This window comes from Dysgonomonas sp. GY617 (genome assembly GCF_015233815.1).
Taxonomy (GTDB): Bacteria; Bacteroidota; Bacteroidia; order Bacteroidales; family Dysgonomonadaceae; genus Dysgonomonas_A.
In genome coordinates this window covers 321315-336597 of record NZ_JADCLR010000029.1, presented here as the reverse complement: position 1 = coordinate 336597, position 15283 = coordinate 321315, and the positions used below count along the sequence as shown (strand labels likewise).

The window sequence follows — 15283 nt, the reverse complement described above, 5'->3', positions numbered from 1 at the left end:
TTTGTGCTATTATCATTTAATGGTAATCTCTAAAACCAAAAAGTGACTATACCTTTTATTAGTATAGTCACTTTATATTTCTTTGCGTATTTATACGTCAAAATTACTTATTCAGCATCTTCATGCACTTTCACTTCATAGCCTAATTTTTCGATCGCTTTTTGAAGCTTCTCCTGATCGGTTTTGTTTGCCTGATAAACAACCATCACCGTTTTTCCAGGAAGATCTACTTTCATATCGCTGACACCTTTTTCGAAAGCAATATTTTTTTCAATCTTTTTCTTGCAGTTATCGCACGTCATAGACACATCAAATGTGATCTCTTTCTTCTCATTCTTCTTCTCTTTCTTATCCTGAGCATAAGTACTGAAGCTCAGAGATACCAGACACAACATAACGATTAAAACAATTTTTGATTTCATATTTCTAAGGATATTTATGTTAAACAATTATTTACCAATAGTATATCTAAATCCAAGATAAAAGCGGCGTCCTTGTGTTGGCCCCCATGCCATAGTAGCATCAAAATCGGGACTGAATGGGTTGTCTGCCGAAATTATCGGATTGTCCTGAATAAAATCTGTAAGATTCTCACCACCTAGGTACACACTCCAAGTTCGGAAAAATTTTGTAACCTGAGCATTCATTATCACAAAAGATTTGAATCTCTTGTCCCAAAGTGGAGTCTCTGCATCAGGTAAAGGCATTCTACCTCCCCCATTGAATTGCGATGTTAGATCAAATTGCCATTTTCTCAATGGAGTTTCGTAAGAAGCGGTTAGCAAAGCTTTATAATCACTCACTAAAGGCTTTTGCATTTCTATCCCTCCATAATTCACTTTAGTATTCATCCATCGGTACGAAGCTAATACATTAAATCCTCTGAACACGGGATATGTAGCTTCAAGCTGAATTACATGTGCATGCGATTTCCCATCCAGATTATAGAAACTAACAGCACGTGGATCAGAATCCATATCCATTACCACTTGTCGCGAAAAATCGGTATAGAACCATTCAGCCGAAAGAGTAAGTTCTTCGCCTTTAATCGGGATATGATACGTTCCACTTACACCATAATTCCATGCACTTTCTTGTTTCAAGTTATCCGCAATATTCAACGTTCTGCTACTAGCCAGCAGGTAACTATTTTCCGCTAAAGCAAATACCGAGCGATATCCTTTCCCTGCTGAAACTCTAAAATAAAGAGAAGAGTTCAGGTCATACTTCACATGTAGACGAGGTGTAACAAACCAATCATGAAGCGAGCTATAATCAGCCCTTAATCCGGCTAATACCGTAAACTTATCGTAATTGAATGTGTATTGGCCGTAAGCTCCCGAGACTGCTTCCCTATCAGGCTGCTTACCCGAAACTAACTGAGGAATATCATAAGATTGTCCAAAATTATCCCAATTGTAACTCAAACCTGTACTGATCTTATGCATAGGCGAAAAATCTTTCTCATACATCAACGATGCATAAGCATTACTCTCATAAAGATTGTAAATACTTTTGGCATAACGCGATTTTTGATCGTGATAAGATCCCGAAACGATTAGTGCTATACTTTCGTTTTTATCTGGATTTAAGACATAACCGTTTTTTGTAAAAAACTCAGCTCGGTTGGTAAAAATAGAAATCTTATACGGATCATGCATACTTTCGCTATTCATTGTATGGTCATCCTGTCCACTAAAACGCTCATCATTCAGAAACTTAATTCCTGTTTGAGAAATCAGTCTATCCTTTTGATAATGCCATCTATTCATCATATTGAATTGATGCTTCTTTGGCATATCAAGGAAACCATCATTATTGACATCATGACTTGTTTTCTCATTCGAATAGTGAAGAAAAATTCCCGTAGACAGATTCTCGTTTACTGTGATGGCTGCATCTGCATTACCCTCAACACGCCCCACATCTCCCAAGAATAAATTAAGACTCAAAGGATCAGCTGTTGTAGGTTTCTTATAATCTACGTTTACCTGCCCCGATATAGATTCAAATCCATTCTTAACAGAGGCTGCTCCTTTGGATATTTGGACTCCTTCCATCCAAGGACCAGGTATATAATCGAGACCATATACTTTAGCTGCTCCTCTGAAGTTAGGGAAATTCTCTGTCATTATCTGAACATACTGACCCGATATACCGAGTAATTGAATTTGCTTAGCTCCTGTAACGGCATCACTAAAAACGACATCCACAGATGGATTAGTTTCGAAACTCTCACCCAGATTACAACACGCTGCACGAGTCAATTCCTTTACTGTCAACTTCTCGGTCTTGAGCAAATCAGTACGCGAGCTTATACGCCCCGATACAGATTTGGTAACTACTACCTCACCCAATTCAGTATTTTCTTTTAGAATTATATTTTGAAGATCTGTGAAGCTATTTATATGAGTCACATTTTCGGCATACCCAATATAAGCGATATGCAACATATGATCTTTATGAGGTGTACCATCTATTTCGAAATAGCCATTCTCGTCCGTAACAACACCTTTCTTTGCATTCTCCCAATGCACTTGGGCCCCTATAATCGGGCTGTTATCTGTTGCATACACATATCCTTTGAGCTTTTGAGCTGCAAAAGTAAAAATCGGTATCAAGAATAATAATATTATAAGTTTAAACTTTCCCATTAAATTTTCATTTATTTGATAGGGTCTCAGACCCTTTTTATTGTTTTGATAAGTAAAACAACCATAATTGGTTATGATACAAAATAGCGGCAGTACGAGATAACTGAGTTATCTGTACAACAAAATTTTGCTTTACAAACAATAAAATCAAATAATGAGAACTCTGATCAGACTCAGATAGTTTCGGGGAGGGATAGGTATAGGATCTCGTGCTTCTGCAATCAGCAAAGGCTCGTTATTATCAGCTATTAAAAGAAAGTTGCTGATAAAAGAAGGAACCAATGTCCAAACCATTGAATGTAGAAGATTCGCTTGCTTTACTGTATAATTGATGTCAATAGAGACGCGTTTAGCTTCGCAGCATTTATCTGTATGCTCGCTTACTCCCAATGTAGCATCCTCTGAATGATTGTAATGCGAACAGCATGAAGGAGCTTCCGCCTTCATTTCTGTTTTCATACAATCGCCTTTATGAACATTAAGAGACATAACCTGCTCGATACATCTCGAACAGCAAAGATCTACAACAGTTACTCCAGCTCCAACAAAAAATACAATTGCAGCCAGAAACAAAACTAATATGTTACGATATTTCATCTCCATATTCCATTACAAATATATGGATTCGCTCCTATATAACAAAAGAATAGTAATTGTTTAGTATTTTTTATTCATATATTTGCAAAAAATATTTACACTTAGATAGCCATATATTATGAAGGTCTTCCAGAATTTATTTGCCATTTTTATTTTGTGTGCCCTTGTATCGTGTTCTGATAAAGGACCCAAATTTGTTATTGAGGGAAAGATATCTGACACAGCAGATACAACAATGCTTTATTTAGAAAAGCGTGAATTGAGCCAGATAACTCTACTCGATTCTGTGAAACTTGGCACTAAAGGTGAATTCAAATTTAAAGGGACATCTACTCCCTACCCCGAGTTTTATGTACTACGTCTCAACGGACAAGTTATTAATTTGGTTATCGATTCAACTGAAACTATTAAAGTAAATGCTTCGGCGGGAACCTTCGGAACTGAATATACCGTAGAAGGTTCTGAATATAATTTACAATTAAAAGCTATCACCTTAGCTCAATACAAAGCGACTCAGGCACTGGACGATCTTCAAAAAAGATTTGCTAATAAAGAAATTCAGGAACAAGAATACTTCGATCAAATACAGATTATAGCTTCTGAATATAAAGATACTGCCTTGAAGATTATATTTGCAGACACTAAAAATCCTGCATCTTACTTTGCTTTGTTCCAAAAGGTAAGAGGTTATTTATTTTTCGATCCTTACGATAAGTCAGATTATAAGCCTTTTGCAGCAGTAGCAACAGCATGGGATATGTATTATCCTAATTCGCCACGAGCTAAACATCTTCACGACTATACTTTGAATGCTATAAAAGTACGCAGACAAAGCGAAAAGCAACCTTTTGACATAAATAATGCTAACGAGATTGATGCTGCTAAATATTACAACATAGAATTACCTGATGTAAACGGTACTCTTGTAAGTTTAACTTCACTCAAAGGAAAAGTGGTTTTACTAGACTTCACAGTATACCAATCTGAAAAGTCACCCGAACATAATATTGTATTAAACAGATTATACAATAAATTCAAACCGAATCTCGAAATATATCAAGTTTCGTTCGATACCGATGTTCATGTATGGAAAAATTCAGCACTCAATATACCTTGGGTTGCTGTACACGAAAAAAACTCTTTAAACTCCGATCTGGTTGCCAGATTCAACATACAAGCATTACCTGCCTTACTATTAATTAATCGTAATGGTGAAATTGTAAAACGCTTAGTACCAGGAGAAAATATAGAAACTGAAATCCAAAAATTATTATAATTATGTGATAGGATTTTGTTTTGTCCGAAATTTAAGTATATATTTGCATCAAGCATAAAAAGAAAAGGAGTTCTGGTCTATACGACAAGGATTCTTTTTCTTTTTATCTCTTATAAAAAGTACTAATCTTTAATTAACATTTTGCTATGGCTGTTACTTACATGACCGCAGAAGGTTACGACAAGTTGAGAGAAGACATCAACTTATTGGAAACAGTGGAAAGACCTAAAATCTCAAAACAAATTGGAGAGGCTCGCGATAAAGGCGATCTTTCCGAAAATGCTGAATACGATGCAGCAAAAGAAGCTCAAGGTTTACTTGAGGCTAAAATAGGACAACTTAAAAATCTATTGGCTAACGCTAGACTAATAGACAAGAGTTCTATTGGCATAGACTCTGTACAGATTCTAAATAAGGTTACAATAAAAAACACAAAAAACAATCAGCAAATGACATATATGCTGGTTGCAGAAAGTGAAGCTAATCTTAAGGAAAATAAAATTGCTATAAACACACCGATAGCTCAAGGTTTAATGGGCAAAAAAGTAGGTGAGATTGCAGAAATAAAAGTTCCTAATGGGATAGTATCTTTTGAAATTATTGATATATCTATTTAAAAAAGAAGAAAGATGTCGACTATTTTCAGTAAAATAATAAAAGGAGAGATACCATGTTATAAGATTGCCGAAAACGACAATTTCTTTGCTTTTTTAGACATCAGACCGATGGCTAAAGGACATGTATTGGTTATACCGAAACATGAAACAGATTATTTATTCGATTTGGACGATCAGATATTATCTGAAATGATTGTATACAGCAAAAAAATTGCCAAAGCCATACAAAAGGCTGTGCCTTGTAAACGAATAGGACTTATGGTTATAGGAATGGAAGTTCCCCATGCACACGTACATTTAATACCGATCAATGCCGAAAAGGATATGAATCTGTCTAATCCAAGACTAAAGTTATCGGAAGACGAATTCCAACAAATCACTAAAGACATTACATCTGAATTGGAAAATATCTAGGTCAGAAATTTGCACAAATAACTAGAGAGTAAGCACAAGTGCCTACTCTTTTTTCTTTTATAACCAGTTCAATACTACTCATCCGGAATAGACACTCCTTCCTTATCTGTAAATATCTTTAACTGAAACTGTATAATTATTTTACACTCTATACATACATTCTCATCATAGAGTACTATTAACCAATAGACTATATCTTTGGCACGGGTTTAGTAGACTTTTCAATGAACGTTTTTATCCAAAAATATCATGAAAGCTATATTCCGCAATTTTCTGCATGTTATAAAACGCTTTAAGACAGCATCAGTATTGAATATACTGGGATTATCTGCCGCGCTTGTAGTATTTACTATTTGTGCGATACAGACCTATTATGACTTGACGTTTAACCATAGTCTAAAAAATGGGAACAGGCTATATCAACTTTCAATTTATCAAGATACTAACTATGGAAGATGGTCAAATTTTGATATGTATTATAAGTACTCGGAAATTATTAGGCTCAATCAACCAATGTTTAATACTTCTAATATGGTGAGGGTTCTCAATGCTTCCGACTTAAGTGTAAAGTATAAAAAGAATGGGGAACAATTTAATACAAAAGTATCTGTAACCAATGTAGAACCACAGTTTTTAGATATTATTGGATTGGATATTATTGAGGGGGATGGTTATAGTGCATTGGCAGATATAAACAAGGTACTTATCAGCGAGAAAACAGCTAAACTACTTTTTGGGGAGAAGAGTCCTATAGGTGAACTTATATCTATTTCAATGGCTAGAACTCATATCACAGAAGAAGGGGTAAGCAGTTCACGCGAAGATGTAGTAATGCCTGTATCTGCGGTTTACAAAGATTTTCCAACAAATACAAGCTTCGACAATGGAATATTTACTCGTCTGGAGCCAAACAGATTCGAGTTATTTACCTCCGAAGGTGGTAGTATTCAAATGGATGGCAACTTTGCAACATTCTATTTATTAGATAACAATCAAGAATTAGCCGATCTGGAAAATATTTTAACCGATAAAAGGCTGCTTGATTTGATTTACTTAAATCCTCCCCGAAAAGAAGAAATCAAAAATGCGGAAGGACAAGGTGAACTCGAAGTTATAAAAAAAGGCTTAAACCTCACTCCTTTATCTAACATACATATAAGTAACCCTGAAACAGTACCACAAAAAGCTAAAAGTTGGTCGAGTATTCTGTCACTCATAGCCATAGGCATAACAACATTGTTAATAGCCTATATCAACTTTATGAATTTTATTACAGCAATGGCTCCTATGCGGATACGATCTATTAATATTCAGAAAATATTAGGAGCAAGACGTGTTACACTTGGTATTTCAATTCTCTTAGAAACTTTGATATTTACATTCTTTTCTTTTGCTATAGCACTGCTGGTGATTTACTATATTAACAGCAGTATTATTGCAGAGTTTTTCACCGCCAGTTTGTTACTCAAAGATAATGTGGGTATCCTTGTTGCACTAGGTGTTATTCTTACGATAGTAAGTACGCTAGTAGCACTTTATCCATCGTTCTATTTGACTTCCTTTAACCCTGTAGCCAGCTATGGAGGTGCAGGAGTAGGAAAGGATGGTAAACGATTAAGGAATGTACTAACTACTATACAATTTGTAGCTGCAAGCATACTAATACTAGTTACACTATTTATAAAATTGCAACACGAATATTTCAAGTCATATAATTTAGGTCTAAATACTGAGAATATATTAGTTGTCAATAATAGCAATTTAGATCTGGAGCCTTTATTAAATGATGTTTATCCTTATATGGACGCAACTACAGGAGTAAACGGAATTGTAAATAGTACAGCCAGCAGTTTTCGTTTAGGTTTGGGAGTCCCGAGGTATGGACTAATGGTAGAAGATAAACAAGTCATGTATTCTGTTATTGAAGGGTCAAAAAACTTCTTAGACTTCTTTGGCGTAGACATAGTAGAGGGAAAGAAAAATCTCGATAATAAGGATAAAGAGAAAATAGAGGTAGTAAATCAAAAAATGATGAATCAATATGGAAGTGAGATTGTTGAAAACCATGTAACCAAGGGAAGTTCTGTTGTAGTCAGTGATTTTAATTTTATGCCTCTCCGCGAAGATATATCCTCTTTAAATATCGTATTGTACGATAATTCTAAATATTCGAATATATACTTTAAGGTAAACAGTAAGGGTATAGATCAATCTATCAAACATCTGGAAACTACGTGGAAGAAATACACTACAGCTCCTTTCGAATATTATTTTATGGATGAGTTAGTAGATGGTCTTTACAAACAGGAAAGTAATTTGGCATCCCTACTATCTATATTCTCTGTAACCGCAATCCTTATAGCTATCATGGGTGTTTATGGCCTGGTCTCCTTCAATTCAAAATACAGAGCCAAAGAAATAGCTATCCGAAAAGTACAGGGCTCTACTATTCAGCAGATCATGCTATTGCTAAACAAAGGTATGTTAACACAATTTGTTATAGCATTCGTCATTGCCATGCCAATAGCCTATTACATTGTTAATAAATGGCTTGAGCAGTTTGCGTATAAGACTCCGATATATTGGTGGGTGTTTCTGCTAGGAGCATTGATTGTACTACTGATAACTGTTTTGACAGTAAGTGTACAAAGCTATCGTGCCGCCAGTTCAAACCCAATCGGAGCTTTGAAAAATGAGTAAAAAAAGTCTAATCTACAATGAAAGCACAAAAGAGTAAGCATTACTGCCTACTCTTTTTTCTTTCTCCTATCAGAAGTCGCATATTGCTCTCGCATGAAAATTATAGCTCTTATCCTGCGGAAAACGTTCTCCATTTCCAAAATGTAAAACTAATGCTTTCGACTCGTCATACTCAGTTGATGAGACATATACCCCACTCCCCAGATTGTCACTTCGGAGCATAGTAGATAATACATGATTCAAAATTTCTTTTTGCTTATATATCATAAACAACTCATTAATAGCCGGAAGATACCAACCTTTACCCTTATTTAAACACCAACTGAGAGCTTTATATTGAGATAAAGAGCTAACTTTTTTACTTAAAATGACTTTATTACTAGCACCACTTATTCTACTTTTTGCTCCCGTTTCGAAGAAAGGTCCCCATTCCAGATCAATAGCCTCATCTAGTGATACCATTTTGCCATGTACTCCTTTATTATCGATGATGCTAAATACAACACCGATAGCCGACAGAGGGTCATCTGGAATGGGATAATAATCGCCCACTTTATAGATCCTTTCAGATACTGCAGCCATATTATCCGCTCCGCAATTTTTAGTTCTCGGATATTCTTCTGCTTCTACATGTAAGCCCGAATTATCAACAACTATATTGCACGTATACTGCATGCTAACCTCTACATTAACATCATACTTTGTTAGATAAGAATACTCCTTCGTTCCTATCCTTAATTTAAAAATAGGTGTATTACCCAGTATAGTTTGGGGGATCAGTATAGCTTCTAAGGTATAATTAAATCCAGAAGGCACTTTCTTCTTTCTTATAGGTTTTATATTACTTATATCATCAGATCCGAATAAAACTCCGGTACGTAGATTTATATTTGTAGAGGTTGCGACATTGGTGATTTCAAAATCAATATTCTCGGAATTCAAAAATCCAAATGTTTTTATATTAATTACAATTTTTGAAAACTTTGTCTTAAACGGAAGATTTATCTCATTTGAAGATGTTCCCTTACTATTGGTATTTGCATATAAAAAGTCACTAGCAATATAATTAGCCGAGTCTCTTTGATCCGAAGAAACTATTATATGATGATTAGTGAGGCTTGACTTAATATCTTTCCGATATGGAGCATAGGCATATATACTTACATTTTGGTTCTCCAGATCTTTGTGGCAGATCTCACTTGAATCAGCGAGTAAATACAAGCCTTCTTTATTTTCGTACTTCAGATTAATACACGATGTTGAAGAACTTTCGCTCTCCATATACACACCTATGGGCATAGAGTCACCCTCTTCATCCGGGAAATCAGCTTTAAAATGAGCTAAAGAAGCCAATTGTTGTAAACTCATTTGTTTTCTACTTTCGCAAGCCGCAGATAGTAAAATAAGTAGGAACACAGCAATACAAGAATAATAAATCGTAATGTTTTTCATATAGGCACACCAATTAGCACAAAGTTTATTTAAAACTCAATATTTAATATTCAACAATTTTATTCAATATAAATTGCTAGCTAATGTGCTTCAAAAGTGAGGGATAAACTTATTTTCGGCTTAATGCATTATTTTAAACAATAATTCGCGTAGAAGTTCTCCATCTGGAGTCGAGGGATTATCTACACCCTTGCATTTTGCATCATAAGTTCTTAAAAGTGACATGATTTCCATAGTCTTAAATGCATTGTAGCTCTTAAGCGCCAATACATAATCTTTCGCTTGATAACTGTTTCTAAAACCTAATTCGGCAGCAATACCATTCTCCGATTTGTCTTTTGCCCAATAACAAATCATCAGATTACTAAAGAAATTAAATAATACTACAAGCGTAACAATCAAAGGATTGTTCTTTGGATTCTTCTCGAAATAGTCTGCGATCTGATTCGCTTTAAACGTATTCTTTTCGACAACTGCTTTCAGTAATTCATAATTATTGAAATCCTTACTTATTCCAATATTATACTCAATCAGCTCTGCAGTAATACGTTTTTCGGAAGGAGGTATTGATAACAATAACTTTTCGATCTCATTTACAACCTTACTCAGGTCGTTTCCTAGATAATCGGTCAACATCTGAGCCGATTTCTGATCTATACCCAAACCTTTTGTACTTATAAAGGAGGTTATAAAAGCAGGCATTTTATAATCGGGAATCTTTTTTGATTCAAAGACAACTCCACATTTCTCTATACCTGCATAGAGTTTTTTACGTTTGTCTATCGTTCCATTTTTATAATTCAATACCAATATGGTACTACTCAAGGGATTTTTTAGATATATCTCCAAATCCTCGATCTTTTTTAGCGACTGTGCCTCTTTGACTACAATTAGTTGATGATCGGACATCATAGGAAAACTACGAGCCAACGTTATTACTGTTGCCACATCGGTTTCTGATCCGTATAATATGGTTTGATTAAAATCGCGTTCCGTCTCTGGGATTACTTTATCCAACAGACAGTTCGTGAGATCATCAATGTAATAAGATTCATCACCCATCAATAGGTAGATGGGGTGAAACTTACGTGATACTATATCTTTTTTTATTTGCTCGAATGACATCTTTTATCAAAAATCTTCGAAACGAAGATGTTTTACTGTAGAACCGTTATTTATTAATGTAGTCAAAGCTTTGATTCCGATCATTACATGCTCGTTCACAAAATTTTGAGTAACTACACTGTCACTTTTCTCAGTTTTTACTCCGTCCGAAATCATGGGCTGGTCAGACACCAAAAGTAAAGCCCCTGTGGGTATTCCATTTGCAAAACCGCAAGTAAATAGTGTTGCAGTTTCCATATCTACAGCCATAGCTCTTATCGAACGCAGATATTCTTTGAATTTATCATCATGCTCCCATACACGGCGATTGGTAGTATATACTGTTCCTGTCCAATAATCTTTATTGAAATCGCGAATATTAGATGATAGTGAACGAAGCAAATTAAATGCTGGTAATGAAGGAACTTCGGGTGGAAAGTAGTCGTTAGATGTACCTTCTCCTCTGATAGCTGCAATAGGTAGAATATAATCTCCTAATTGATTGTGCTTTTTCAAACCTCCACATTTGCCGAGAAACAATACTGCTTTGGGTTCTACTGCACTTAACAAATCCATCACCGTTGCAGCATTGGCACTCCCCATACCAAAATTAATAATCGTAATTCCATTTGCCGAAGCATTAGGCATATTACCATCTAATCCTAATATAGGAACATTAAAGTGATTGGCGAATATCTCAACATACTTCGAGAAATTAGTCAATAAAATATGTTTTGTGAACTGTTCTAACGGGCGTTTAGTGTACCGAGGTAACCAATTATCTACAATTTCTTGTTTAGTCTTCATAATAAACCTATTTTTGTTTTATACAAAGAAGCCTTATTTCCTCTTCGGAAACCATTTCTTCTTCTGGTGTTATTACTAAACAAAGATAGCAAAAATGTTAGAACTAAATTTACCTCAATATAATCCAAAAATAAAAAAAACGGATAAATTATATATATGGGATCAAATTCGTTCTAAGTATGTGGCTCTTACACCTGAAGAATGGGTGAGGCAACATTTTATTAACTATTTGATAACAGAAAAACAATATCCATCTTCTCTCATTGCTAATGAAACTCAGATATCTCTCAACAATCAGCGTAAAAGATGCGACTCGGTGGTTTATGATAATCATTTGAATCCTTTAGTGATTGTAGAGTATAAATCTCCTAATGTAAAGATTACCCAAGAGGTGTTTGATCAGATTGCCCGATACAACATTGTTCTCAGAGTGAAATACCTTATCATATCAAACGGATTGGAGCATTATTGTTGCTGTATAGATTATGAGAATCTCGGTTATGAGTACCTCCCCGATATTCCGTTGTATTCAGCATTAAATAAGAACGGTTAATAACAAAAATGAGGATAGTCATTGTTTATGGCTACCCTCATAGTATATATCCAATTTTGAATGGCTTAATCTAGAGGAAGTAGTGTACTCACCCCTATTCTATTCCACGCATTAATAGTCACAATTGCCATAATTACTTCAGCTAATTTTTCTTTGCCTAGCAATGCTTCTGCTTGTTGATATGTTTCCTCAGAAACTCCGCCTTCACTTATTAAAGTTATCTCCTCTGTTAGAGTCAGAATAATTCTTTCTGTTTCTGTATATAACTCCGTTTCATGCCAAACGTTTAACAGGTAGATACGTTGTTCTGTTTCGCCAAGCTTACGAGCATCCCTTGTATGCATATTGAGACAAAAGGCACACCCATTGAGTTGAGATGCACGAATCTTAATCAACTCTTTCTCGATAGGAGATAAAGTTGTTGTGTGCAAATATGCCTCTAATTTTAGCATTACTTTGTATGCTTCGGGAGCTACTTCGTGTATTTTTATTCTTTTCGATTCCATAATTCTTTGTTTATTAATGATAAACAAAGCTACATCAATTATGTTTCAATAAAATTAAACTGGTTTAAGAAAATCTCATAGCATAAGCTTTTAATAACCAACAAAAAAGAGGCTACCCTAAAAGGTAACCTCTTTTTATTTTTAGATAGAAAATCTATTTCTTATTTAACTGAAACCGGTCTGTCAGCTTTATCTACGCCAAAAGTTTTTGAAGGTTGAGGACCCATTTCAAATTCCAAAGTACCACCTGCAATTACATCTCTGTGATTGATATACGATTTAGTATAAGGTTTGCCATTCAGCTTAGCACTTTGAATGTATTTATTCTCTGCATTATTGTTTTTAGCAATCACTGTAAATGTTTTGCCTCCACCCAATTTTATGGTTGCTTCTTTCATCTGTGGGCTGCCAAATATATAGTCGCCGCCAGCAGGAGCCATAGGATAGAATCCAAGTGCCGAAAGGATATACCATGATGACATTTGACCAACATCTTCGTTTCCACTGATTCCAGCAGGTTTGTCAAAGTAGAGAGTAGTCAATACCTCACGTACCTTCTCAGCAGTTTTCCATTGTTGTCCTACAAATGGGTACAGATATAGAACATGGTGACTAGGCTCATTTCCATGTGCGTATTGTCCAATAAGACCGCTAATATCAGGAGACGCTTCTGCTCCTAGATCACCTTCGATAGTAAATAATGAATCAAGTTTTGTAATGAAAGCTTCTTCGCTTCCAAACAAACTAATAAGACCATTTACATCGTGAGGAACCAACCAGGTATATTGCCAAGCATTACCTTCTGTATAATCATCCTCGCGGTGAGTAGAATGCAATGGATCGAATGGCACACGGAATGTTCCGGTAGAAGAAAGACCTCTCATAAACTGAGTTTCTTTGTCAAAGTAATGTTTGTATGACTCGCTTCTTTTGATGAAATAATCATAATCTTCGGTCTTACCCATTTCTTTTGCAACCTGAGCAACACACCAGTCTGCTATTGCATATTCAAGACCTTTAGCTACCGATTCGAAAGTTTTTTCCTTATCGTAAGGTATATAGCCGTATTCTTTCAACCAATTAAGACCTCTTTCGTCTAACATAGCAGAAGTTTTCATAGCTTCGAAAGCTGCTTCTTTATCAGCATCAGCAACAAAACCTTTTAAGAACAAATCTCCCATAACAATGATACCTGGGTTACCCACCATACAGTCGGTTTCGTTAGACATCAAGTGCCATACAGGTAGTTTTCCTTGTTGTTTAAAGATTTGTAAGAAAGTTTTAGCTACATCTGTTGCCAACTCAGGATGGATAATTGTTTGCAATGGTTGAGCTGCACGATATGTATCCCATAACGAGAAGGTTGTATAGTTTGTGAAGTCGTTATTTGTATGAACTTTCTTGTCCGTTCCCCAATAGTCGCCATTTACATCAGCAAATACCGATGGTGCTACCATAGAGTGGTACATAGCTGTATAGAAGTTACGAAGATCGGTTTTGCTATCCGACTTCACGACTATCTTATTCAACTCTTCATTCCATGCTTTATCTGCATTTGCAACTGTTTGATCAAAATCCCATCCAGTAAGCTCAGCTTCCATGTTTTTCTTTGCGTTTTCAACACTTACAGGAGATAGAGCCACTTTAGCGTACACTTTTTCTCCGGCTTTTGTTTCATCAAAAAATACTTGACCATAGATTTTACGCATTGGAGTTTTTGAACCTTCGTATACAGCGGTAGTATCCGAGATTGTAAACTTAGATATTGGTTTTGAGAATACTGCTGTAAAATAGATACGTTGGTCGCTTGCCCATCCTTTAGAAAAACGGTAACCCGAAATTACGCTATCATTTTCTTGAACCAAAGCACCATCAACAGGCATATCCCATCCGATACCATGTTCTAAATCAATGATAACTTTAGGGTCTGTTGATTCGGGGAATGTATATCTATGGAAACCTACTCGTTTAGTAGCTGTCAATTCTACATCAATATTGAATCTATCTAAATGGACAGAATAATATCCTGCTTTTGCAGTTTCTTTATCGTGAGAGAAGTAAGAGTAAATACCCGTAGATTCGTCAGGTAATGTACCTCTCGTTAATTTAACATCTCCTGTTGCAGGCATAAATGAAATATCGCCCAAATCGCCGATACCTGTTCCGCTAAGATGCATATGTCCGAAGCCAATGATAGTAGAATCGGAGATGTGATATCCCGAACACCAGTCCCAACCCTGACTATGTTGTGTTGGTCCTAGTTGAACCAATCCGAAAGGAACATTTGCTCCCATAAATACGTGTCCATGATCACCGGTTCCGATGTAAGGATCAACATATTGAGTCAGATTCTCTAGTTCTGCATCTTTCTGCCCTTTGTCGCTACAAGCAATTGCACCGAGCATCAAACCCGTACAAAGACTCAAACCTAGAGCGTTTCTCATGATTTTTTTTGTTACCATACTTTAGTTAACTTATTTAAGATTTATGACAATGAAGGCCTTAGACCTATTTATTACATTGGTAAGTATAAGCATTACTGCCAGTTTTTACTGAATAGTATTGGATTAAATACTCACTGTTAATTATAATATTTGTTTTTG

General features: G+C 35.5%; 13 protein-coding genes. 5 read left to right on the top strand and 8 right to left on the bottom strand.

The genetic code is table 11. The annotated features are described in order from the left end of the window. Window positions 1-107: 107 nt before the first annotated feature. From IR022_RS17100 to IR022_RS17090, 3 genes are all read right to left on the bottom strand, one after another. A complete protein-coding gene (locus IR022_RS17100) occupies window positions 108-422 on the bottom strand; it encodes a heavy-metal-associated domain-containing protein (RefSeq protein ID WP_050711024.1) in 315 nt (104 codons plus the stop codon). A 27-nt stretch (window positions 423-449) separates the two neighbouring features. Further along, the gene (locus IR022_RS17095) at window positions 450-2654 is read right to left on the bottom strand and encodes a TonB-dependent receptor (protein ID WP_194204641.1); all 2205 of its coding nucleotides are present in this window, start codon (window positions 2652-2654) and stop codon (window positions 450-452) included. 147 nt (window positions 2655-2801) lie between these two features. Next, the gene (locus tag IR022_RS17090) at window positions 2802-3251 is read right to left on the bottom strand and encodes a hypothetical protein (RefSeq protein WP_194204640.1); all 450 of its coding nucleotides are present in this window, start codon (window positions 3249-3251) and stop codon (window positions 2802-2804) included. Between the two features lie 118 nt (window positions 3252-3369). Between IR022_RS17090 and IR022_RS17085 the strand changes: the two genes are divergently transcribed. The 4 genes from IR022_RS17085 to IR022_RS17070 all read left to right on the top strand — a co-directional run bounded on the left by IR022_RS17085 (window position 3370) and on the right by IR022_RS17070 (window position 8258). Further along, the gene (locus tag IR022_RS17085) at window positions 3370-4527 is read left to right on the top strand and encodes a DUF4369 domain-containing protein (RefSeq protein ID WP_050711027.1); all 1158 of its coding nucleotides are present in this window, start codon (window positions 3370-3372) and stop codon (window positions 4525-4527) included. Window positions 4528-4673: 146 nt separating this feature from the next. Continuing rightward, entirely contained in the window at window positions 4674-5144 is a 471-nt protein-coding gene (gene greA / locus IR022_RS17080; protein WP_050711028.1) for a transcription elongation factor GreA, read from the top strand. Window positions 5145-5156: 12 nt separating this feature from the next. Further along, on the top strand, window positions 5157-5558 hold the full coding sequence (locus IR022_RS17075) for an HIT family protein (RefSeq protein ID WP_194204639.1): 402 nt from the start codon (window positions 5157-5159) through the stop codon (window positions 5556-5558). A gap of 249 nt (window positions 5559-5807) precedes the next feature. Further along, complete coding sequence (locus IR022_RS17070; RefSeq protein ID WP_194204638.1) at window positions 5808-8258, top strand: ABC transporter permease; 2451 nt, start codon at window positions 5808-5810, stop codon at window positions 8256-8258. Between the two features lie 69 nt (window positions 8259-8327). Here IR022_RS17070 and IR022_RS17065 read toward each other — a convergent pair whose 3' ends face one another. The 3 genes from IR022_RS17065 to IR022_RS17055 form a co-directional block, all read right to left on the bottom strand. Next, window positions 8328-9710, bottom strand: coding sequence for a fimbrillin family protein (locus tag IR022_RS17065; protein WP_194204637.1), 1383 nt, complete (start codon window positions 9708-9710; stop codon window positions 8328-8330). A gap of 120 nt (window positions 9711-9830) precedes the next feature. After that, window positions 9831-10835: a DNA polymerase III subunit delta gene (holA, locus tag IR022_RS17060; RefSeq protein ID WP_194204636.1), complete on the bottom strand. Its 1005-nt coding sequence runs from the start codon at window positions 10833-10835 to the stop codon at window positions 9831-9833. A gap of 6 nt (window positions 10836-10841) precedes the next feature. Then, window positions 10842-11621 carry an AMP nucleosidase gene (locus tag IR022_RS17055; protein ID WP_050711033.1) on the bottom strand — a complete coding sequence of 260 codons (780 nt, stop codon included), beginning with the start codon at window positions 11619-11621 and terminating at the stop codon, window positions 10842-10844. 94 nt (window positions 11622-11715) lie between these two features. Here IR022_RS17055 and IR022_RS17050 point away from each other — a divergent pair, with 94 nt between their 5' ends. Next, window positions 11716-12174, top strand: a complete 459-nt coding sequence (locus IR022_RS17050) for a type I restriction enzyme HsdR N-terminal domain-containing protein (RefSeq protein WP_194204635.1) — start codon at window positions 11716-11718, stop codon at window positions 12172-12174. Between the two features lie 65 nt (window positions 12175-12239). On the opposite strand, the gene IR022_RS17045 is transcribed toward IR022_RS17050, so the two are convergent. Both IR022_RS17045 and IR022_RS17040 read right to left on the bottom strand, forming a co-directional pair. Then, window positions 12240-12680: a carboxymuconolactone decarboxylase family protein gene (locus IR022_RS17045; RefSeq protein ID WP_194204634.1), complete on the bottom strand. Its 441-nt coding sequence runs from the start codon at window positions 12678-12680 to the stop codon at window positions 12240-12242. Between the two features lie 161 nt (window positions 12681-12841). Further along, complete coding sequence (locus tag IR022_RS17040; protein WP_194204633.1) at window positions 12842-15124, bottom strand: GH92 family glycosyl hydrolase; 2283 nt, start codon at window positions 15122-15124, stop codon at window positions 12842-12844. Between the last annotated feature and the right edge of the window lie 159 nt (window positions 15125-15283).

Excerpts from the sequence above, each read along its gene's own strand:
- IR022_RS17100 (WP_050711024.1), bottom strand. The coding sequence starts at position 422 with ATGAAATCAAAAATTGTTTTAATCGTTATGTTGTGTCTGGTATCTCTG.
- IR022_RS17095 (WP_194204641.1), bottom strand. The coding sequence starts at position 2,654 with ATGGGAAAGTTTAAACTTATAATATTATTATTCTTGATACCGATTTTT.
- IR022_RS17090 (WP_194204640.1), bottom strand. The coding sequence starts at position 3,251 with ATGAAATATCGTAACATATTAGTTTTGTTTCTGGCTGCAATTGTATTT.
- IR022_RS17085 (WP_050711027.1), top strand. The coding sequence starts at position 3,370 with ATGAAGGTCTTCCAGAATTTATTTGCCATTTTTATTTTGTGTGCCCTT.
- greA (WP_050711028.1), top strand. The coding sequence starts at position 4,674 with ATGGCTGTTACTTACATGACCGCAGAAGGTTACGACAAGTTGAGAGAA.
- IR022_RS17075 (WP_194204639.1), top strand. The coding sequence starts at position 5,157 with ATGTCGACTATTTTCAGTAAAATAATAAAAGGAGAGATACCATGTTAT.
- IR022_RS17070 (WP_194204638.1), top strand. The coding sequence starts at position 5,808 with ATGAAAGCTATATTCCGCAATTTTCTGCATGTTATAAAACGCTTTAAG.
- IR022_RS17065 (WP_194204637.1), bottom strand. The coding sequence starts at position 9,710 with ATGAAAAACATTACGATTTATTATTCTTGTATTGCTGTGTTCCTACTT.
- holA (WP_194204636.1), bottom strand. The coding sequence starts at position 10,835 with ATGTCATTCGAGCAAATAAAAAAAGATATAGTATCACGTAAGTTTCAC.
- IR022_RS17055 (WP_050711033.1), bottom strand. The coding sequence starts at position 11,621 with ATGAAGACTAAACAAGAAATTGTAGATAATTGGTTACCTCGGTACACT.
- IR022_RS17050 (WP_194204635.1), top strand. The coding sequence starts at position 11,716 with ATGTTAGAACTAAATTTACCTCAATATAATCCAAAAATAAAAAAAACG.
- IR022_RS17045 (WP_194204634.1), bottom strand. The coding sequence starts at position 12,680 with ATGGAATCGAAAAGAATAAAAATACACGAAGTAGCTCCCGAAGCATAC.
- IR022_RS17040 (WP_194204633.1), bottom strand. The coding sequence starts at position 15,124 with ATGAGAAACGCTCTAGGTTTGAGTCTTTGTACGGGTTTGATGCTCGGT.